At 62.0% G+C, this 20,117-nt stretch carries 23 protein-coding genes and 2 pseudogenes; 13 read left to right on the forward strand and 12 right to left on the reverse strand.

Annotation, left to right across the window (positions count from 1 at the left end; translation table 11 throughout):
* Positions 1-168 precede the first annotated feature (168 nt).
* The gene (locus NMG70_RS24270; RefSeq protein WP_254026864.1) at positions 169-627 is read right to left on the reverse strand and encodes a nuclear transport factor 2 family protein; all 459 of its coding nucleotides are present in this window, start codon (positions 625-627) and stop codon (positions 169-171) included.
* A gap of 122 nt (positions 628-749) precedes the next feature.
* On the opposite strand from NMG70_RS24270, the gene NMG70_RS24275 reads away from it, so the two are divergent.
* From NMG70_RS24275 to NMG70_RS24290, 4 genes and pseudogenes are all read left to right on the forward strand, one after another.
* On the forward strand, positions 750-1,328 hold the full coding sequence (locus tag NMG70_RS24275) for a TetR/AcrR family transcriptional regulator (RefSeq protein WP_254026865.1): 579 nt from the start codon (positions 750-752) through the stop codon (positions 1,326-1,328).
* Between the two features lie 47 nt (positions 1,329-1,375).
* Positions 1,376-2,679, forward strand: a pseudogene (fabF, locus tag NMG70_RS24280) (beta-ketoacyl-ACP synthase II).
* 70 nt (positions 2,680-2,749) lie between these two features.
* On the forward strand, positions 2,750-3,565 hold the full coding sequence (locus NMG70_RS24285; protein ID WP_254026866.1) for an oxidoreductase: 816 nt from the start codon (positions 2,750-2,752) through the stop codon (positions 3,563-3,565).
* 261 nt (positions 3,566-3,826) lie between these two features.
* A complete protein-coding gene (locus tag NMG70_RS24290) occupies positions 3,827-4,027 on the forward strand; it encodes a hypothetical protein (protein ID WP_254026867.1) in 201 nt (66 codons plus the stop codon).
* 23 nt (positions 4,028-4,050) lie between these two features.
* Here the strand turns inward: NMG70_RS24290 and NMG70_RS24295 are convergent, their stop codons facing one another.
* The 6 genes from NMG70_RS24295 to NMG70_RS24320 all read right to left on the reverse strand — a co-directional run bounded on the left by NMG70_RS24295 (position 4,051) and on the right by NMG70_RS24320 (position 9,143).
* Positions 4,051-4,680: a hypothetical protein gene (locus NMG70_RS24295; protein WP_254026868.1), complete on the reverse strand. Its 630-nt coding sequence runs from the start codon at positions 4,678-4,680 to the stop codon at positions 4,051-4,053.
* Positions 4,680-5,555 carry an ABC transporter permease gene (locus NMG70_RS24300; protein WP_436798453.1) on the reverse strand — a complete coding sequence of 292 codons (876 nt, stop codon included), beginning with the start codon at positions 5,553-5,555 and terminating at the stop codon, positions 4,680-4,682. Before NMG70_RS24300 ends, NMG70_RS24295 begins: the two co-directional genes overlap by 1 nt.
* Positions 5,552-6,340 (reverse strand): ATP-binding cassette domain-containing protein, encoded by a 789-nt coding sequence (locus tag NMG70_RS24305; RefSeq protein ID WP_254026869.1) that lies wholly within the window; start codon positions 6,338-6,340, stop codon positions 5,552-5,554. Before NMG70_RS24305 ends, NMG70_RS24300 begins: the two co-directional genes overlap by 4 nt.
* Before the next feature lie 115 nt (positions 6,341-6,455).
* Positions 6,456-6,959, reverse strand: coding sequence for a cupredoxin domain-containing protein (locus NMG70_RS24310; RefSeq protein WP_254026870.1), 504 nt, complete (start codon positions 6,957-6,959; stop codon positions 6,456-6,458).
* Positions 6,960-7,032: 73 nt separating this feature from the next.
* Entirely contained in the window at positions 7,033-8,004 is a 972-nt protein-coding gene (locus NMG70_RS24315) for a YVTN family beta-propeller repeat protein (RefSeq protein ID WP_436798454.1), read from the reverse strand.
* Positions 8,005-8,024: 20 nt separating this feature from the next.
* Entirely contained in the window at positions 8,025-9,143 is a 1,119-nt protein-coding gene (locus NMG70_RS24320; RefSeq protein ID WP_254026871.1) for an ABC transporter substrate-binding protein, read from the reverse strand.
* Here NMG70_RS24320 and NMG70_RS24325 point away from each other — a divergent pair.
* The 5 genes from NMG70_RS24325 to NMG70_RS24345 are packed head-to-tail and all read left to right on the forward strand — an operon-like array spanning position 9,130 to position 13,878.
* Entirely contained in the window at positions 9,130-9,504 is a 375-nt protein-coding gene (locus NMG70_RS24325; RefSeq protein WP_254026872.1) for a hypothetical protein, read from the forward strand. The two genes, NMG70_RS24320 and NMG70_RS24325, sit on opposite strands and share 14 nt — an antisense overlap.
* Positions 9,501-11,342: a (5-formylfuran-3-yl)methyl phosphate synthase gene (locus NMG70_RS24330; RefSeq protein ID WP_254026873.1), complete on the forward strand. Its 1,842-nt coding sequence runs from the start codon at positions 9,501-9,503 to the stop codon at positions 11,340-11,342. Before NMG70_RS24325 ends, NMG70_RS24330 begins: the two co-directional genes overlap by 4 nt.
* 3 nt (positions 11,343-11,345) lie before the next feature.
* Positions 11,346-11,897, forward strand: a complete 552-nt coding sequence (locus NMG70_RS24335) for a flavoprotein (protein WP_254026874.1) — start codon at positions 11,346-11,348, stop codon at positions 11,895-11,897.
* On the forward strand, positions 11,890-13,284 hold the full coding sequence (locus tag NMG70_RS24340; protein ID WP_254026875.1) for a DUF6513 domain-containing protein: 1,395 nt from the start codon (positions 11,890-11,892) through the stop codon (positions 13,282-13,284). Before NMG70_RS24335 ends, NMG70_RS24340 begins: the two co-directional genes overlap by 8 nt.
* Before the next feature lie 3 nt (positions 13,285-13,287).
* Positions 13,288-13,878, forward strand: coding sequence for a DUF447 domain-containing protein (locus NMG70_RS24345; RefSeq protein ID WP_254026876.1), 591 nt, complete (start codon positions 13,288-13,290; stop codon positions 13,876-13,878).
* A 306-nt stretch (positions 13,879-14,184) separates the two neighbouring features.
* On the opposite strand, the gene NMG70_RS24350 is transcribed toward NMG70_RS24345, so the two are convergent.
* From NMG70_RS24350 to NMG70_RS24360, 3 genes and pseudogenes are all read right to left on the reverse strand, one after another.
* Entirely contained in the window at positions 14,185-14,484 is a 300-nt protein-coding gene (locus tag NMG70_RS24350) for an adenylate/guanylate cyclase domain-containing protein (protein ID WP_254026877.1), read from the reverse strand.
* A gap of 138 nt (positions 14,485-14,622) precedes the next feature.
* Positions 14,623-15,579, reverse strand: a complete 957-nt coding sequence (locus NMG70_RS24355) for an MBL fold metallo-hydrolase (RefSeq protein WP_254026878.1) — start codon at positions 15,577-15,579, stop codon at positions 14,623-14,625.
* A 166-nt stretch (positions 15,580-15,745) separates the two neighbouring features.
* A pseudogene (locus NMG70_RS24360) lies at positions 15,746-15,922 on the reverse strand (thioredoxin domain-containing protein); the annotation flags it as partial.
* 367 nt (positions 15,923-16,289) lie between these two features.
* Between NMG70_RS24360 and NMG70_RS24365 the strand changes: the two are divergent.
* Together NMG70_RS24365 and NMG70_RS24370 are read left to right on the forward strand one after the other, a co-directional pair.
* Entirely contained in the window at positions 16,290-17,015 is a 726-nt protein-coding gene (locus NMG70_RS24365) for an alpha/beta fold hydrolase (protein ID WP_254027001.1), read from the forward strand.
* A gap of 125 nt (positions 17,016-17,140) precedes the next feature.
* Positions 17,141-17,350 carry a hypothetical protein gene (locus NMG70_RS24370; protein ID WP_254026879.1) on the forward strand — a complete coding sequence of 70 codons (210 nt, stop codon included), beginning with the start codon at positions 17,141-17,143 and terminating at the stop codon, positions 17,348-17,350.
* A gap of 77 nt (positions 17,351-17,427) precedes the next feature.
* Here NMG70_RS24370 and NMG70_RS24375 read toward each other — a convergent pair whose 3' ends face one another.
* Positions 17,428-18,324 (reverse strand): aminoglycoside phosphotransferase family protein, encoded by an 897-nt coding sequence (locus NMG70_RS24375; RefSeq protein WP_254026880.1) that lies wholly within the window; start codon positions 18,322-18,324, stop codon positions 17,428-17,430.
* Positions 18,325-18,817: 493 nt separating this feature from the next.
* Here NMG70_RS24375 and NMG70_RS24380 point away from each other — a divergent pair, with 493 nt between their 5' ends.
* Together NMG70_RS24380 and NMG70_RS24385 are read left to right on the forward strand one after the other, a co-directional pair.
* A complete protein-coding gene (locus NMG70_RS24380) occupies positions 18,818-19,165 on the forward strand; it encodes a hypothetical protein (protein ID WP_254026881.1) in 348 nt (115 codons plus the stop codon).
* Positions 19,166-19,213: 48 nt separating this feature from the next.
* Positions 19,214-19,414, forward strand: coding sequence for a hypothetical protein (locus NMG70_RS24385; protein WP_077376813.1), 201 nt, complete (start codon positions 19,214-19,216; stop codon positions 19,412-19,414).
* Positions 19,415-19,729: 315 nt separating this feature from the next.
* Here NMG70_RS24385 and NMG70_RS24390 read toward each other — a convergent pair whose 3' ends face one another.
* Positions 19,730-20,116 carry an ATP-dependent DNA ligase gene (locus NMG70_RS24390; protein WP_254026882.1) on the reverse strand — a complete coding sequence of 129 codons (387 nt, stop codon included), beginning with the start codon at positions 20,114-20,116 and terminating at the stop codon, positions 19,730-19,732.
* Between the last annotated feature and the right edge of the window lies 1 nt (position 20,117).

Raw genomic sequence — 20,117 nt, forward strand, 5'->3', positions numbered from 1 at the left:
CACCGTCGGGCAGGTTCTCCACGCGAGTTCAGCTGGTCGATTCTGATATTCGAGGCTCGGGAGGTGGCGAAATTTGCCGAGCGAGGCGACCGCCAGCCAAGCGATGAGGGTTCACGGGCTAGCGTACCCGCGGTTACGCAACGCTGGGAGCCGCCGACTGCGCCTCTGTTAGCCTGCAATTGGTTCGGCGACAGCTTCTTCGAGGCCAGTTGCCGCTTGGGTGGCAAGACCGCGGGCCGCAGCTTGTGAATCGTAGAATTCCTCAAGTGCATAGACCTTGCCCCATCGCAGGGTGAATACGTGGAGACCACTGTTGACGTAGGACGCGTCGCCGTTGAGCAGCGTTGCGGTGCCGTCCCACTGGGCAAATACGGTGGTATGCCACGGCCAGCCGTTCACCCAGATGTGGTTGACCGTGAGATGGAGATTGGGCAGGACGCGGCCGAGGCGCTCAAACCAGCGGCGCACGGCTTCTCTGTCGTGGCGCTCACCACCAAGCGCGTGGGTGCCGGAAACGCGGTGATGGACATGCGGCACGAGTGCTTTCACCGCCTCATCCCAGCGATGGTTGTTGACGTGGTCGAAGCTCTGCCGGATCGATTTCTTGACGACATAACTGTATAGCATTTGACCTCTCCTCCAAACTTCGATGGCGTGATCCCTGGGCACCGTACGCAGCCAAATTAGATTGCGTTCGAATTCTATAGCTGCTATAGATGTCGAACGCAATCTAATTAAGGAGGTCAACGATGCGTGTGAGTCGCGTTCAGGCGGCGGAAAACCGCGAAACCGTGATCAATGTGGCAAGCCGGCTTTTTCGGGAGCGCGGCTTTGACGGCATCGGCCTCAAAGACCTGATGGAGGCTGCCGGGCTGACCCAGGGCGCGTTCTACAAGCAGTTCGCCTCAAAGGACGATCTGGCGATGCAGGCGTCGAGGCGGGCGATGGAGAGCGCCACGCTGCGGTGGTCGGCCGCGACTGCGGCAAAATCCGAGGATCCGCTTGGCGCGGTGATCGCATTCTACCTCAGTATGGACCATCGCGGAGAAAAGATGGACGGCTGCCCGATTGTCGCGCTCGGTTCGGATGCCGCCAGGCAGGGCAGCGACGTGAAAGCGTCGTTCGAGGCCGGGATCAAGGAGCATCTCGAAATCCTCGGCCGTTTCATTGCCGAAGCCAATGGCGAGGAATCCGACAAAAAGGCCATGGCCATTCTCTCGACGATGGTCGGCGCGCTGACGCTATCGCGCGTGGTCAACGATCCGGACCTCGCCCAGGCATTTCTGGACGCGGCGACCGAACAGGTTCGCGAAGCAGCCGGCGTTTGAACGGCGTGCGCAGCGCCGGCGACGCAGCCAAATCGTTAGGAAAGCAGATGCGACGGATTGTTGTTACAGGCATGGGAGCGGTCACGCCCCTTGCTGCCGATGTTGACGCGTCGTGGTCGCGGCTCCTGGCCGGTCGCTCAGGCATCCGCAGGCTTCCGGACGATGTAGTGGGAGAGCTGCCAGCCAAGATCGGCGGGGTGGTTCCCTCGCTGGAAGACGATCCGGACGCTGGTTTCGATCCGAATAGCGTCCTGGCTGCGAAGGACCAGCGCAAGGTAGACCGGTTCATCATCTTCGGGCTCGCCGCTGCACAAGAGGCCCTCGCGCAAGCAGGATGGGCGCCCGTCTCGGAAGCGGATCGCCTGCGCACGGCCACGATCATCGCCTCCGGCATCGGCGGGTTCCCCGCCATAACCGAGGCGGTGCGCACGGTCGACCAGCGCGGCGTCCGCCGCCTGTCGCCGTTTACGGTACCGTCCTTCCTGGTAAACCTCGCGGCGGGCCACATCTCGATCCGCCACGGCTTCAAGGGGCCGCTCGGCGCACCGGTGACGGCGTGCGCGGCCGGCATCCAGGCGATCGGCGATGCGGCTCGCCTCATCCGCGCCAACGAAGCCGATATCGCCGTGTGCGGCGGAACGGAAGCCTGCATGAACATCGTCAGTCTCGGTGGTTTTGCTGCCGCACGCTCTCTTTCAACCGGCTTCAACTGGGCGCCGGCTCAGGCGTCACGGCCTTTCGACGTGTCGCGGGACGGCTTCGTCATGGGCGAAGGAGCCGGCGTGCTGGTCATCGAGGAACTGAGCCACGCGCTGGCGCGCGGCGCGAAACCGCTCGCCGAACTCGTCGGCTCGGCACGACGGCGGATGCGCATCACGTCACCTCCGGTCCCGAGGATGGCGACGGGGCGCGCCGAGCCATGCAGATCGCGATTGCCCAAGCCGGCATTTCGCCGCGTGAGGTTCGCCACCTCAATGCGCACGCGACCTCCACACCGGTCGGCGACCTCGGGGAAATCGCGGCGATCAAAACACTCTTCGGCGCAGATTCCACCATCGCCGTCAGCGCAACGAAATCGGCGACCGGGCACCTGCTCGGAGCCGCCGGCGGGCTTGGAGCCATTTTCGCAATCCTGGCGCTCAGGGATCAGGTGGCGCCGCCAACCCTCAATCTGGGCGCGCCGGATCCGGCCGGCGATGGCATCGACTTCGTCGCCAACCAGGCCCGCCCGATGGCAATGGACCACGCGATCGCCAACGGCTTCGGCTTTGGCGGCGTCAACGCCAGCGCGGTGTTCCGGCGCTGGATGGATGAACTCGCCGGTGCGAACGCCAAAGGCGTTCATAAATGACGCCTCCGGCTTTCGTGCTTCATCCATGCCAATCCAAAATCAGTCCGACCTGAAGAAAGAAATGATTTCCATGAACAAGACCAATCCTGGCGTCGCCCTGGTGACGGGGGCGTCCTCCGGCATCGGGCGCGCGACGGCCATAGCTTTGCAAAGCGCCGGTTTTCGCGTGTTCGGCACCAGCCGTCGCGCAGCCGCCAAAAACTCTGACGGCCTGACCATGCTGGCCTGTGACGTGACCGATGACGCGTCGGTGGCGACACTGGTCGACGACGTGCTGGCCGAGACCGGGCGCATCGACCTGCTTGTCAACAATGCCGGGATGGGTCTGTTTGGTGGCGCGGAAGAGTCCTCAATGGTCCAGGCTCAGGCACTATTCGATGTGAACGTCTTCGGCGTGCTCCGCGTGACCAACGCGGTCCTGCCGATAATGCGCCGTCAAGGCAAGGGTAGAATCGTCAATTTGAGTTCGGTGCAGGGCTTTATTCCAGCTCCCTATTTCGCGCTTTATGCGTCGACCAAACATGCCATCGAAGGCTATTCCGAATCGCTCGACCATGAACTGCGCCCGTTCGGGATTCGCGTTGCATTGGTCGAACCCGCCTATACCCGCACGTCCTTCGAAGATAATCTCGCCAGGGCGGATCAGTTGCTTGATATCTATGACGCTGCGCGCGCTGGCATGAACGCAGTCGTGCGGAAAGCAATGGAAAAAGGCGATTCGCCCGAATTGGTCGCCAAGACCGTTTTGGCGGCTGCGACCGATCCCGTTCCGAAGAGGCGCTATGCTGCGGGAAAAATGGCGCGCCAGGTCAGTCTCCTGCGCCGTTTCGTCCCCGCATCCGCATTCGACAAGAGCCTGCGTAAGCAGAACGGGCTGCCGGCCTGACGACATTGAAGACACCGTGCGAGATCGGAATCATCGACGTCGGCGCCAAATTGGCGCGGCGCAAACCTGAAGCAATTGCTCTGGAGAACGCCCGGAGATCGTTTGCGTTAGATAAGCGATATGTTATGTTGCAGTGCGAAAGAACGGGGGCCACGTCCTTTCACGCGACGTAAGCAATCTATACGTGCGACCCCTGCAGACTGGTCGGTATCACTGAAACTCCCGGGCATGGGGTTCGGGATTCGATGGGGACAAGGGGTAATGCTTTACACGCTGGTTATGATGGTCTGCCTGACGGATGTGCCGCAGACCTGTGAAGAACGCGAACAGATGGTGGACGGCCTGGCGATGCGCCCTGGGACCGCCTTCATGCAGGCGCAGCCGCTGGTCGCCCAGTGGATCGAGACACATCCCGGTTATTTCGTGCAGCGCTGGCGCGTGCTGCCCGGCCGGGGATCGTGAGATCCGCCCCGAGGATCGAGGTTCTACTTCTTCGCGGCGAGCGTTTCCGAGACGGCCTTGGACAATTGATAAAGCCGCTGCTCGATGATCGTCGGCACTTCACAGACGTAAGTCAGTGATTGGACGCGTTCATTGAAAATTCGCGTTGCGAATTTCAGCTGCTCGGTTCGCCGTTCGACGTCGTCGGGATCCGCATCCGGCTTTGCCCGCAACGCATCGACGTCGGACGCTGCCTTGCGCAAGGCGGCGGCCATTTCGAGCTGCTTGCGGGCGTAACGGGAAATGCCTGAGATCACGTGCGAACGCTCGGCGTCCATGTGATCGAACATGCCTTGCACCAGCATCGCCATTTTCGGCGCAAGCTGCTCGGCCGGCAGCGAGGCGGCGAAATCCTTGATCTTCTTCTGGGCTTCGGCAATCGGCACCCGCCGGGCCGCCACCTCCTCGACCAGGGCGGAGACGGCAGGGTCCTTCGAAAAATCCTTCGCCGCTGGCGGAAGCTCCGGCCCGTTCCAGATCTGGCCGAGCGAGAGTTGCGGCACCTTGCGCTGTATGCAGGGCCAGTCCTGATCGGTATTCGCCGCCCTGGCGTTCACGCTCGGCGTCAACATGGCAACCACAGCCAGGCAGCGAACAAGGTTCATTCGTGCCATCAGCCATTTCCTCCCGTGTCCTGTTTGCGGGTCACCAGGCCGCGCGAAGGGTCGTAGGCGATGATGGCGGCGGCAAGGAACAGAACAGTGCAGCCGGCAACGACGCCCAGCGACAGCCACTCAATCTGGCCGTAGAAGGCGAAGCGGATCAGTTCGACGGCATAGGTGAACGGATTGGCGAGGCAGATCTTGTGGAGCAGCGGGCTCGCCTCCTGGATGCGCCACAACGGATAGAGCGCCGGCGAGGCGAAATAGCCGGGAAAGATGATAAAGTTCATGATGCCGGCGAAATTTTCGAGCTGCTTGATCATCGACGACAAAAGCATGCCGAGCGCGCAAAGCATCATACCCGACAGGAACAACGCCGGCAGCACCATGAGATAGCCGATCGGCGGCGCCTTGACGCCCCAGAACCAGGCAACGATCAGGAACGCATAGACCTGCGCGATCGATACGGAGACGCCGGCGAGCATCTTCGACACCAGCAGGAACCAGCGCGGGAAGGGGCTGACCAAAAGGGTGCGCATGTTGCCCATCTCGCGGTCATAAACCATCGACAGCGAAGACTGCATGCCTGAGAACAGCAGGATCATGCCGCACAGGCCCGGCGTGATGTAGACCTCGTAGAGCACGTAGGTCTTGTAGGGTGGGATGATCGACACGCCGAGCACCTGCCTGAATCCGGCGGCAAAAATGAACAGCCAGATGAGCGGCCGAACCAGTGAGGATATGAAGCGCTCGCGCTGGTGCAGGAAGCGCAGGCACTCCCGCAGGACGACGCCCTTGAGGCAAATGAGATAATGGCGCAGGCCGAATTTCTCGAACTTCACCGCGCTGATGCCGGCGACTTTTTCGGGCATTGCGGGAGCGCTCATGGTGATAGCTCCGCGATGCCGGCCGCCTCGATGCGGCTCAACCTCGAAAAGGCGTCGCGGATCGAGGTGGCGCCGCTCGTCCTGATGACATCGGCCACCTTGCCCTTGGCGACCAATTCGCCCTGCCGCAGCACGACCACATGGTCGCCGTCTTCAACCTCGTCGATCAGATGCGTCGCCCACAGCACGCCGATGCCCTCGGTTTCGACAAGCTTCCGGATGGTGGCGAGAATGCCGGCGCGCGACTGGATGTCGAGACCGACCGTCGCCTCGTCGAGCAGCAGCAGGGAAGGGCGGTGGAGCAGCGCCCTGGCGATCTCGATGCGCCGCATCTGGCCGCCGGAAAGACTGCGCGCCTTGTCATGCTGCCGGCCCGGCATGTCGACGATATCGAGCAGCGCGGCAATGCGCTGCCTGGCCTCGCCTGCGCCGATGCCATGCAACGATGCGTGGTAGGAGAGGTTCTGGTGGACGCTGAGATCGAGGTCGAGCGTGCGCGCCTGGAACACGATGCCGACACGCCTGAGCGCCTCGCCCGAGGCGCGGCTGACGTCATGGCCGAAAATGCGGATCGATCCGCGGCGGGTGTCGTAAAGGTGGCTGATCAGCGAGAACAGCGTCGTCTTGCCGGCGCCGTTGAGGCCGAGAAGAACCGTGAACGTCGCCGGCGCGATCGAGAAAGAGACGTCGTTGAGCGCCCGCTTCGAACCATAGGAATGGCTGACGCCGGCGACATCGAGCGCCGCCGACTGATCTCCTGGTCCGCTTGTCCTCACATGCTGCACGCCGGCTGGCTCCTTGTCGTCGACGATAGTCTAGCGCACCTGGCGCACCAGGAGTCTAGCGCATCGGGCCCGATCGCGATGGTCCTGGATCCGGCGATCCTACTTGATCGTAATCCTACTTGATCGTAATCGTGCCCTTCATGCCCCTGTCGGCGAGGTCGGGTACCGACCATGTGTAGATGCCGGGCCTCACGGTGGTGAACTGCACCTGGATGGTGCCGTCGGAGTCGAATTCGAGCCATGCGGGTGCGCCGTTCATGTGCACCTCGAGGTCGTTGATGACGATCTGGTTGTTCCACACATTGCGGAACAGGTCGGTGTGGAATTTGTACTCGAGCCCGCCTGCTGCGGAGATCTTCCAGCGATAGCCCTGGCCGGCGATCAGCTCGAAGTCCTTCTGGTTGGCGGTGAACTGGTCTTGCTTGCTGCCGAGGATGAGTTCCGGCACGTCCTTGCTGGCCCGGGTCGCCTTCTCGGCTTGCGGACTGGCCTCCGTGCTGGCGGCCGCGCCGGCGGCTGCGTCATCGTCATCGCCGTCGTCGCCCTGCGCCCAGACCTGGCCCTGGGTGAGCACCATGCCCACCAGCGCGGCGAAAGCGGTTGCCCGAAATTTCCGCATGATTTCCTGCCCTTCTGCTGTTTTTCTGTCGGTTTGATTCACTTGGTTTATTCAATGGTTCATTTGGCGGGATTCATTTGGGAGAGACGACGACGCCCCACGGCAGCGCGCCGACGGTCACCGACTGCACCGGCTCGTCGGTCGCCACGTCGATGAAGGTGATGTCGTTCGACACGCCATTGGTCGAGATGATGGTTTTCTGGTCCGGGGTGAAGGCGAGCTGCCAGACCCGCTGGCCGACCAGCACATATTTCTCGACCTCGTATGTCTGTGTGTTGACCATCGCGACGCGGTTGGCCGGTCCGAGCGCCACATAGGCTTTCTTGCCGTCGGCGGTGATGCGCACACCGACCGGCTGGATGGATTCGGGCCTCAGGCCGGCAACCTCGAAGGTGATCTTCTGGACGACTTCGCGCGTTTGATTGTCGATCACCGAAACCGTGCCACCGATCTCGGCGCTCACCCAGGCCTGCTTGCCGTCGGGGGTGAACTCGACGAAGCGCGGACGCGCGTCAACCAGCACGTTGTCGGTGATCTCGTGCGTCGACGTATCGATGAAATGCGCCATGTTCGTCGTTTCCGACGTGTTGACCATGGTCTTTCCGTCCGGGCTGACACCCATCCCCTCCGGTTCGACGCCGACCGGGATTTCCGCCAGCACCTTCTTGCCCTCGATGTCGATGACGGTGACGAGATTGTCGTCCTCATTGGCGACATAGAGCGTCTTGCCGTCAGGCGACAGCACGAACAGCTCCGGGTCGGGCCCGGAAGGCAAGGTGTCGACAATCTCCAGCGACGCCGTGTCGATGACCTCGATCGAATCATCGTCGCTGGCGCAGAGATAAATGTGCTTGCCGTCGTGCGAGATGGTGATGCCGCGCGGACGCTGCCCGACATTGACGGTCTTCACCACCTGCATCGTCGCGGTGTCGACGACGGTCATTGTGTTGTCTTTCTCGTTGGAGACATAGGCCATGTAGGCCGACGCCGGATCGGCCATGAAGCCGGTCGCAACTATGGCGAGTGCGCAAGCTCGTCTCTGCACGGAATTTCCTCCCGATCTTTCTACTTAAGCACGCATTTTGTTTCCGGCTCGTCGACCCCGAGCGTATCGAGCTCCGACAGCTGGTGCAAAAATCCCTCCTGCGGCGATGTCGAGACGACCGACCTGGTGTCGCCGAGAAAGATCGGCTGCCGCAACTGCTGGTTCCATTTGCGGAAGGTCAGTTTCTGCCCTTTGAAGGCGGCGATCGAAAAATCGTCTGAGCGGATGAAATCGGCCATCTTGCGCGGGTCGGCGCCCTGCGTGCGGGTCGCCGCCTCGCCGAGGATGCGCACCGCGGTCCACGCCGCCATGTCCTTCGACACCATGCGGCGGCCGCTTGCCTTGGCGAAGCGGTTCTGGATCTGGGTGCCGCCCCATTGCTCGCTGGCCGGATGCCAGGCCAAGGGGGTGAGGCCGGCGGTGCCGGCGACCGGACGCGGAGTCCAGGTGCGGAACGGAACATAGGTGCCGAACACCTCGCTTTCATCGGCGACCAGCAGCACATCGTGCTCCGGCAGGTCCTGGGTGAAGACAGGCATCTGCCGCTGGATCTGGACGACGCCGGAATCGGTCCGCCGTGCCGTGCCGGTATCCTCGAACAGCTTTTCGCCGACGATCTCGCCGCCGAAGCGCGTCGCCGCCCGGCGCAGCGCCTCGGCAAAAAGCTGGTCGCGCTCGTGCGAGCCGTAGATCAGCACCCAGCGCCGCCATTGCTTCCAGATGAGATATTGCGCCAGCCCGTCGGCCAGCATGCTGCGCGTCGGGATGGTGTGGAAGATGCTGGCGCGGCATTCCTCCTCGCGAAGACTGTCGTCGGTGGCGCCGGCATTGAAGATCAAAACACCGTTGTCGCGGGCAAGATCGACGATCGACAGCAATTGCCTGGCCGAGAGATCCGCGACCACAAAGCGGTTGCCTTTGGCGATCATGTCCTGGAAGGCGGGGACGACCTCGGCATCCGGCTTCACCTCGGTCACGTCGAGGCTGAATTTCTGGCCAAGGAAGCTGCCGGTCGTGTTGTTGTCGGCAATCGCCACATTGCCGCCGGCAACGCCTTCATCGCGCGGCGGGACGTCAAGCACCGACAAGGCCAGTTGCGGAGCATAGGCGCGCAAATAGCCTATCTTGATCTCGGTCACCTTTTTTTCCGGCTTGGCCGTTGCGGTCTGCTGCTTGCCCGTCGCTTCCTGGGCCAGCGCCCCCGGAACGTTGACGGTCAGGGAAAAAAAGCACAAAAAGGCCGCCAGAGTGCCCGGCACCGCGCTCGCCATCGATAAAATTACCCGTTCTTGCGCTAAAGTCCGATTGTTGTCGGACCGGCGCAAAGTCAAGGTGCCCATGATGAGCTTAGCTGACCCGCAAATTTTTTCAAATCCTGAAAGTGGACTTCTCCTGTCTGCTTTAGTGCCGTGCGTGCTCGCCGGAACGGCAACCGAGCGGAAGTCGGTATTCAGGCCCAAGAACGTGCTGTCCCTCATGCTGGAGAAAGTCCTCCAATGACCAGAATGCTGGCCAGCGTCACCGGCGTCGACGAGGCGGAGATCGCGCTTTCAGGCGGCGTCGACATCGTCGACCTGAAGGATCCGAAGGCGGGAGCGCTGGGCGCGGTGTCCACGCAGACCATCCGCCGGACGATTTCGCTGATCGCCGGCCGGGCTCCGGTCAGCGCCGTCAGCGGCGACCTGCCGATGGAGCCCGAGACGATCCGCGCCAAGGCCGAAGAGATCGCCGGAACCGGCGTCGATTACGTCAAGATAGGCCTGTTTCCGTCGGCAAATGTCGCCGCTTGCGCGGCGGCGCTCGAGCCGCTCGCCGCGCGAACGAAACTCATCGCGGTGCTTTTCGCCGACCTGGCGCCGGATTTCGAGCTTCTGCCGATACTTGCCAAACATCGCTTCCATGGCGCCATGGTGGACACTGCGAACAAGTCCAACGGGCGGCTGCTCGACCATCTGCCGCCCGAGCGTATCCCGGGATTCGTCGATCGAGGCAAGTCGCTCGGTCTCATGGTTGGGCTGAGCGGATCGCTGGAAGCCCCTGATATTCCGCGCCTGCTGCCCTTCCTTCCCGATTTTCTCGGCTTTCGCGGGGCGCTGTGCGGCCACTCCGACCGCGTGGGTTCGATCAGCGCCGAGGCGGTTGCGCAGATCCGCGACTTGATCCCGGAAGCATCCCGGGCCGGCGGCGCGTCGAGCGTCGACTACCGCCTGCTGGCGGCGAGGGGCTATTCGCCGGGCACCGACCCGACACTGGGCACCGACAAGATCTTCGTGCGGGACTTTGTCCTGCCGGTCCAGATCGGCGCCTACAGTTTTGAGCACGGCCATACCCAAAAAGTGCGTTTCGACGTGACCGCCGACGTGCTGCAAGTCACCGACCATCCCGAAGACATGCGCCACGTGTTCTCCTACGACATCATCATGGACGGCATTCGCACCATTGTTGCGCGGGGCCACATCCAGCTTAGCGAGGCCCTGGCCGAGCAGGTGGCGACCTACATTCTGGAGAACCCGCGTGTCGTGCGTGTCACGGTAAGGGTGGAAAAACTCGAACTCGGCCCAGGCGGCGTCGGCGTCGAGATCGAACGCAAGCGCCAATCGGCTGGCCGCGGCGTCGCCTCCGGGCCTGCCGGCCGAAAAGGCCAAGGCGCTGTTTCCCAGCCGCGACAAGAAAGACCCGAAGTCATCAGGCGCGCCATCGCCAAGCGAGCCGTCGTCAAGCTTGGCGGCAGCACGGCCGATGCGGCGGAAATGGCGGACTGGATCGCGGCGCTGGCGGGTTCCAAGCTGCCGATCGTCATCGTGCCCGGCGGCGGCCGCTTTGCCGACCAGGTGCGCGAGACGCAGATTTACATGGATTTTTCCGACACCGCCGCCCACGCCATGGCGATCCTCGCCATGGAGCAGTTCGCCCAGATCATCCTCGACCGTGACGAAAGGCTCGCGCCGGCACGGTCGCTGGAAGAAATGCTGCGAGCCCTGGACGCGGGCACGGTCCCGGTGTGGCTACCGTCGTCATTGGCGCTGCCGGCGCCGGACATTCCGGCGTCCTGGGACGTTACCTCCGATTCGCTTGCCGCCTGGCTTGCCGGCAAGCTCGGCGCCAATGCGCTGCTCTTGATCAAGCAGACCGGCGCCTTCTCCGGCAGCGACACGATCGACAGCCTGGCGGCCAGAGGCATCGTCGACGCCGGCTTCGCCGCCATGCTGCCCGACGGTGTCGATGTCCATCTCGCCGGCCCGAAAGATGCCGCCGAGGCCGGGGCGCTGTTCGCGGCGGGCAATCTGCCCGGCATTCCGATCGCAGCCCCTGTCCGGTCGGCAAGAAAAGCAGGGTAGGCGATGGCGACGCTGCATACGCCGCGCTGGGCATGGGTTTTGACCGGTTCCGGTCATTTTTTTACGGAGAGCTTCGCACTCATTCATCAGATCGAGCATTGCGATGTCTTCGTCTCGAAAGCCGCCAACGAAGTGCTGCGCATGTACAAGCTCAAGCTCGATTTCCCGGAGACGACGCGCGTGCTGCACGACAAGTCGGCGAGCGCGATCCCGGTCGGCGAATTCTATCACGGCGTCTATCATACGGTGGTGGTGGCGCCGGCCAGTTCCAACACCGTCGCCAAATGCGTGCACGGCATTTCCGACACGCTCGCTACCAACGTTTTTGCCCAGGCCGGAAAATGCCGGGTGCCGGCCATCGTTTTTGCCTGCGACACCGCGCCGGAACTCGAAACCATGGCGCCGCATGGGCTGGTCAAGGTCTATCCGCGCAGGATCGACCTGGAGAATACCGACCAGCTGAAGAGTTTTGAGCGAACCCAGGTGGTCGAGTCGCTTGCCGATCTCGAAGCCTCGGTCAGGCGGCGCCACGCCGAACTCGCAAGCCATGGCTGAGCGGCTGGTCTTTCTTACCGGCCATCTGGCCAGGGTCCGGCTGAAAAGGCTGCTGGCCGGACTTGGTCAAACCGAATTTGCCTGGGAGATCATCGATATCGGCGTCAAGGTCGCGGCGCTGATGAGCGAAGACATCATCAAGCGGCGACTCACCCTGACGGGCGGCATCGACCGCGTCATCCTGCCCGGCCGCTATCGCGGCGACATCGAGCATCTGTCGGAGCATTTCGGCGTGCCCTTCATACGCGGACCCGACGAGATCGCCGATCTGCCGGCCTTTCTCGGCCGGGCGGGCGAGCCGCCTGACCTTTCGCGTCACAGCATGCGCATCTTCGCCGAGATCGTCGACGCGCCAATGCTGTCGATCGAGGCGCTGGTGGCGAGAGCACGGACGCTGGCTGCGGCCGGCGCCGACGTCATCGATCTCGGCTGCCTGCCGGAAACACCGTTTCCACTGCTGGAAGAGGCCGTGCTCGAGCTGAAGGCACAGGGATTTCTGGTCAGCGTCGATTCGGCCAGCACCGACGAACTGTCGATCGGCGCACGCGCCGGTGCGGACTATCTTCTCAGCCTCGATGAGAAGACGCTGCCCTTGGCCTTCGATTGCAAGGCCGTGCCAGTGCTGATCCCGTCCGCACCCGGCGACCTGGATTCGCTTGGCCGGGCCATCGAAGTGGCACAGAAGGCCGGCGTCGCCTTCATCGCCGATCCGGTGCTCGACCCGATCCATTTCGGCTTTGCCGCCTCACTCGGGCGCTTCATCGAGGCGCGCCGCCGCTGGCCTGAGGTCGAACTGCTGATGGGCACCGGCAATCTCACCGAATTGACCGATGCCGACAGTTCCGGCGTTACCGCGGTTCTGGCCGGGCTCTGCTCGGAGCTTCAGATCCAAAACGTGCTTGCCGTGCATGTCAGCCCGCACACGCTGCGAACGATCGAGGAGCACGACATTGCCCGCCGCATCCTGTTTGCCGCCAAGAGTGACGGTGCGCTGCCGCGAAGTTACCATCCAGGGCTGCTGCAGGTTCACGACCGCAAGCCGTTCACCGCCTCGACCGGGGATATCGAAGCACTGGCGGCCGAGGTGCGCGACACCAACTTCCGCATCATGACCGCCGAGGACGGCATCCATGTTTTCAACGGCAAGGGGCACGCGGTTGCCACGGATGCGTTCGAACTGTTTGCCGGGCTTGGCGTTGAGGCGGATGGCGCGCATGCGTTCTATCTCGGAGCGGAACTGATGAAGGCCGAGATCGCGTGGCGCCTCGGCAAGCGCTATGTGCAGGACGAGCCGCTCGCATGGGGCGTTGCCGCGCCGGCTCCCGAAACCGACCGCAGCCGTCTTGCCGAAGCGGGCCACACGCTTCGCGCGAAGAAAGAGCGCTAAACCATGCCCTACATCAGCGAATCGATCATCACCACCGTCAACAAGGCCGGCGACGTCCACATCGCGCCGATCGGCATCATCGCCGAGAAGGACGGCTGGGTCATCGCGCCGTTCCGGCCGTCGATCACGCTCGACAATCTCGCCGAAGTGCCGTGCGCCATCGCCAATTACACCGATGACGTCCGCATCTTTGCCGGCTGCCTGACTGGCCGCAAGCATTGGCCAACCGTTGCGGTAAACGGGTTTCCGGTGCCGCGGCTCGAGGCGGCGCTCGCGCATTCGGTGCTCGAAGTCAAAAGTGTCGATGACGATGCTATGCGACCTCGCCATTTCTGCCGCGTGGTGCAGGAGGAAACGCATGCGCCGTTCACCGGCTTCAACCGCGCCAAGGCGGCGGTGCTGGAGCTAGCCATACTGGTCAGCCGCCTCGGCATGCTGCCACGCGACAAGATCGAGGCGGAAATCGCCTACCTTTCGATAGCCATCGAAAAGACCGCGGGCGAGGGCGAAAAGGAAGCCTGGGACTGGCTGATGCAGCGCGTCGGCGAGCACCTGTCGGTCCAGGAGTCGCACGGCGACGAGGTGCGGGGTTGAGCCGGATATGCTGAACCAGAGTAAGCGTCCGGGCTGACGCGTTTTAGCATGGTACACGGTGGCGGTGGCGCTGATCTCAAACGGCGGTGTTCGACCCTTTGCGGTCATTGAGCCCGGTATGCACGATGACCGGAGTGGGGCCGCAAGCAGTAGGTCTGCTTTTGGTCTGGCAAGAACGATAGCGGACATTCAACTTCCAATGTCCATTGTCGTGAGTTGACCCGGCGGGTGTTTACTCCGGCAGCCCCGCTTTGTGGAAGCCGTCCGCCAGATGGGCCGATCTTCGGGGCGCACCAAATGACTGTTTCAGCCCGAGATCGTCAAAGCCGGCTCGAGCTTGCGGTTTACCTGGTCGTGGATGCTGCGCGACACATAGATCGCGCCTGGCTTGGCGAGGCTTTCTGACCGGGCCGCGATGTTGACGCCATTACTGTAAACATCGCTGCCCTCGATGACGATGTCGCCGAGATTAATCCCGATATGCAGAACGATGCGGCGTGTTGTGGGCAGCGCGGAATTCGCATCTGCCATCCTTCGCTGCAGTTCAATGGCCGCGGTCACCGCATTTACTGCGCTGGCAAACTCCATCAGAACACCGTCGCCCATCACCTTTACTTCAGGCCACGAGTGCACCGAGATGGCGCCGACTGGACAGTTCCAAAGCGCTAGCTTCAACGTTGATCTTGCAAGCTTGGTCAGAAAGGCACGGACAAGCCGCGCCTTTCGGTTGCAAAGGAACGGCAGTCAGCTCGCCGCGACGAACTTGTAGGCAGTTCCGTCCTTTTCCGCGAAGCCGACGCCCGGATAGTTCCAGTGATAGCCGAGCAGCTTGGTCTTGTCGGCGGCTGCGCCGTCGAGCAGCGTCTTGCGGGTCTTGATCGCGGTGTCGTGGTCGGCATCGAAGCCGAATTTCCAGTCAGGCTTCTCGAACGAGACGATCTGGTTGGTCGTCGCGTCGCCGGCGATGATCAGACCCTCCCCTCCGGCAAGCCGCAGCGAGATATGGCCGGGCGTATGGCCGGGCGTGTCGATGACGGTGAGGCCTGTCACGATGTCCTGCCCGCCCTTGACCATCGTCACCTTGTCTCTCACAGCGGCAAAGTCGCGCTGCGCGCCCTTGACGAAGTCGCCCATTTCGGCCGGCATTTTCGAAAGGAGATTCGGATCGGTCCAGAAATTCCACTCGGCCTCGCCAACATAATATGCCGCGTTCGGGAAGAGCAGCTCGGCGTCGGCTTTGAGCGTGCCCGAGATGTGATCGAGATGGCCGTGTGTGAAGACGACCTTGGTGATCGACGCCGGATCGATGCCGGCCGCAGTCAGGTTTTCGGCGAGCTTTCCGGTTGTCTCCGGCATAAATTTTCCACCGGAACCGATGTCGATGAGGATCAGGTCGGTCCCGATCTTGAGGACCGGGAGGTTCATGGACATCCGGGCACCGTCCGCCGGGTATCCGAGCCGCTTGGCGATCTCGGCGAGTTGTTCTGTCGACGCGTCGGTCGCGATGATGTTGAGCGGCAGCGTGAACTGGCCGTCGCTGACTACGGTGACCTGCGCGTCGCCCTGCGTGAAGCTGTGCGGCGCCGCCAGCGCCAGCGCCTTCCACGGCATCAGCGGCACGGCCGCGAGTGCCGCACTTCCCGCAAGGAAGAGGCGGCGATTCAGCAGATGAAGCACTTCCTGGGTGTCGATGGCTGTCATGGCTAAGCTCCTGCTTGGCCCCCCGCATCAACGTCTACGAAGGCAACGCTATTCCCGTTTGACGACCGCGTGAATTCACCATCTGTTGAGCGGTGGTAGCTCGTGCAGGTATTTCCGTCCGTTGTGTGCTTCTGCCTGTTCTATGGTGTTTCAATGGGTCGTAACGGCGTAGCAGCTCACGCGGCGTAGTCTTCATCGACGTAATCACTTCGACAATCTTCTCGCGCGACGGCGGCGTCTTCAGCTTTTCGATCACTTCTGGCTCTTCGCCGGATTGGCGGATCATGGCAAGTGTGTTGCAGGACGTGCCGCATTCAGCATGGTGATAGATCGTTATCGTCATTCTGCAACTTTCATCTGGCGCAAAGCGGTCATCGTCCTGCCTGGACTGCGCCACGACAGCCAGAGTCGAGAAAGTACTCGCGTCCAGTCTACGTGTGCGACCGTCAGCGAGCAGCTGACGGGGATCGTGGAACTGCCTTCCGCGCCGCTCGTTTTTTGTCCGAACCGAAGTGGGAGTGTCCAATTGTCGACACGTTTGTTGAGCAGGCGCCTGTTCATCGGGACGGGTTTGGCGGGTGCGATCATTTCCGCTGCGTCGATGGGGCGCTTAGTGTCGGCGCAGGAGGCGCGCGTGGACCGGAAATAGAGTAACCTCGAAAGACGGGACTCGCATCGCCTTCGATCGGTCGGGCGACGGACCGGCGCTCATCCTGGTCGGCGGCGCCCTAAGCGATCGATCGGGGTGGGCGCCACTGGCAAAGCTCTTGGCGCCACGCTTCACGGTGTTCAGTTACGATCGCCGGGGCAGAGGCGATAGTGAAGACACGCCGCCATATTCCGTCGAGCGCGAGATCGAAGATCTCATGGCCCTCATTGACGAAGCAGGTGGAGCGGCGTTTGTCCACGGCCAGTCTTCTGGCGCGGTCCTGGCTCTGGAGGCCACGGTCAAGTTCCCCGCTATAGTCCGAAAGCTCTCTCTGTACGAGCCACCGTTTATTATCGACGACAGCCGCCCGCCTCCGCCTGAGAATTTTGTCGGGCAGATCAACGAACTCGTGGCGGCTAATCGCCGAGGTGACGCCGTAGAGTACTGGATGACCGAAGTGGTGCGTGCGCCTGCCGAAGCCGTCGCTGAGATGCGAAGGGCGCCAACATGGCCCGCGCTCGAAGCAGTGGCGCATACTTTGCCCTACGATATCGCCGTCCTGGGAGACAACATGGCCGGCGACCCGCTGCCGCGTGATCAGTGGACTGCTGCCACCGCACCGACGCTCGTGATGGACGGTGGGGCCAGCCCTGTATGGATACGCAATTCGGCTCGAGCGCTAGCGGATGTCCTGCCCAATGCGCAGCACCACACGCTGGAAGGTCAGACTCACAATGCCGCGCCAGAAGTCCTCGGCCCGGAAATAAAACGATTCTTTGTCGGTTGAAGCGGCCGATGTAAAAGCCGCCCGCGATCCCGCGAATTCGAAAATCAGGCAAATCGAAGGGTCGCGTCGGAGCTGCGTCTGATGCTTGGTAGCCTCACCGGCCCAGCCTTCAGAAGGAGCGCAGCGTGGCTAACGACCGCTTCTGGCGGATTGTGTTGAAAAAGTTCGGCTGGCGTGAAACGCAAGCGGCATCGGCGCATGGCGGAGAAGAAGCGTTCCTTCTTTTTCTGGCAAATGCCCTCCAAGGCTCTCAGCGCCATCCACTGAAAGATGAAACTTCTACACCCGGACCAGCCGGGCTGGCGCAAAGTATTGCGGCGGATTTTTCAACATAATCGGTGGAGAGCGGACGATTCCTTTATACTCCCCGTTTAGGAAACGGACGTCCGTCCCGACGGAGTGACTGCTCGATTCAGATGTCCGAATCATCGAGAATGCGAGAGATCGTGCTGCGCCCAAGCGCACTCATGGCGGGGTTGGTGCGATGATAGTACCAGACGAGACCCATTGCCTGCTGGAATGCCCAAGCAGCACCACGCTTCCACGAAAGATCTTCAACTTGAAGGCCGTATCGAAAGGCCGCCCTTCGCTCGCGGTCTAGAAGATGCCACGCGACTACCAAATCTAGCGACGGGTCGGCTGGTCCGAAACTGCCGCCATCAAGTACTCCGACAAGACGCTCGCCCTGCACGAGAAGGTTTGCTGCGATAACGTCCCTATGACTCATCACGTCAGGCCCAGCGGATGGCAACTCCCGTAAGCGAGCCCACAAATCGCGCAGTCGAGCCACATCAAGAAGGCCCTCGCTGTTTTCAAAGCAAACAATCATCCAATCGTCATGATCGGAGAGATGTCCACCACGTCCTTGCCCGTCGAAGCGTCGGCCCCGTGTGTCCGCGTGGCGCAACGATGCCACGAGGTGTACAAGGTCTAGGGTGAACGCCGTCGATCCACTTAGCCCGTGCGGCGTGGCAACCTCGCCTTCGATCCACGTTTGCAATGCCCATGGCATTGGATAGTGAGGACCTGGCTCGCCGAGCCCAATCGGTTGAGGCGTCGGAAATAAGCAATGCTCCCCAATCTCGACCATAGCAGCGGCCTCTGACCGAAGCGTATCGGCGCATTCGGTCGGATTCATCGCCCGCAGTGGGAACCGCGCAGTGCTCTTCGAGCCAATGCGGAAGATGGCATTAACGGTTCCCGACGATGCAACTGAGGTGATGTCCTCATGACGATACTGGGGAAACTGATCGCGGATCATCTGGCGGGCAATATCGATGTCGATATCCACCTGATTGGCATGCATCATGAGTTCTCGTCCTGCTAGCTCGGCATGAAGGGCAAATAGTTTGTTCGTTGTAGCGATTGGATGGCAATGTCCGCTTTTGGTGAATGGACGGGACCGTTGCGATGACCGCCATGCGGCGCGTTGCTGACCGTCAGCGTTGGGCCGGATGCGGTCCGTCAGCTTTCGGGCTGCTTCATCCTGGTCGGCCGCTTAGGGGCCGGAAGGAGACGTTCAGCTTCTGGCTACGGATCTTTTAGGGCGGACATTCAGCTCACAGTGGGCATCGTCGTGATCTGACCCAATCCCCACCTTCCTGCGTTGGAATCTTTCCCAAAAGCCGACGTTGGGTGCGACCGGCGCTCATGACGCGATCCGCATCTTGCCACACGCGCCCGGCCTCGTTTTTGAATGCGTTGCCACGCGTGTGAGAATTCCCACAGACGAACCTACCCACTCCTCATATGCTTTGCGCACCGATCTTGTTCTGACCTGTTCGGTTGAGGAGGAAAATATCATGTACAGATACACGGTCCTTGCAGCGCTTTGCGTGACGACGGGCTACGCCTCTGCAGGTGAACTGGACCCCCTACAAGGAGGGAGTATCGATCTCGGCGGTTTTCAAGGCGTCGTCTATTATACGGAAGCCGATAACAGCTTCCGGGTGGTCACCACGATCGCTGAAGGCGAGGCGGGCTTGCCTGTGCGCTTCGAGGCAACCCTCGATGAAGGCCAAAGCCTCACGATCTCGGTTCCAGGCAGGTTGGACGAGCGCAGCCAAACCGTCGAGATTTCGCGGGCCGGCGGCAAACTCTTCGTGGCAGGAGCCGAGCCCCCTCCCGAACTCGTTCGTGCCGGCCATTGAATCTGTCGCCTCCGAGGACGAACTCGATCTCCGCGAAGGAACAAGACAATGCTTTATACGCTCGTCATTCTGGCTTGCCTGACATCCGCTCCGGAGGCCTGCGAGTCGCGCGAGTTGATCGTCGGCGATTTGGCCATCCATCCCGGGGCCGCTTTTATACAGGCGCAACCACTTGTCGCCCAGTGGACCGAAACGCATCCCGCCTTTTTCGTACAACGTTGGCGACTGCTACCTGGTCGTGGGACATGAATGCTGCACTCGTCTGCAGTTCCGTGCCGGCACAGGGCACGACCGCACAGCCGATTCGGCGGTCGGGCGTAGGTCGGGATTGCCAACGCTCCGTGAATGTCGGCAAATGGCGCTCTGTGCTCGTTGCCGCCGACCGATTCAAACGGCAGGGCCTAACCCATCTCGGCCATTCGCGGCATAGCCAGAATGACTGAGTTTTACCCTAGTCTTCCTCCCGAAAATCCTGCAGCGAGGCATGGCGCAGATTCTCCTCGCCGCGGAGATGCTTCACACGGCCGATCAGCCCCGGCTTGACCCATTGCGTCGCCGGCCGTTTCATCCCGTTTGGCGCAGCCCAGAATGCTCCTGTACGCGCTCCCAGAGGCGTTCCCGCATCTCCCGGTTCAAGGTGATAAAGGCGCTCCCGACATAGCGTCCTGTGCCACGCTCGGCCATTCGGGCGAAAGCCGGCTTTCCGGGTTCACGCTCGACGCCGAGCAACTCGTATTCATCGATGCTGTAAGCTTTGGTCTTGAGCCAAGCCGTCGAATTGCCGCTCCGGTATTTGCTGTCCTTGCGCCTCGACACCATGCCTTCGAGCCCCGCCTGGTCTATCAGGTGGAAGATCGCCTTAGCCTCGCCGGGAGGCGCCTGGCTGAATTGGATACGGCCACCGTCCGGGATCATCTCGGCAAGGATCTCGCGGCGGTCCTCCAGCGCCATG

The organism is Mesorhizobium ventifaucium (assembly GCF_935822925.1).
GTDB lineage: Bacteria > Pseudomonadota > Alphaproteobacteria > Rhizobiales > Rhizobiaceae > Mesorhizobium > Mesorhizobium ventifaucium.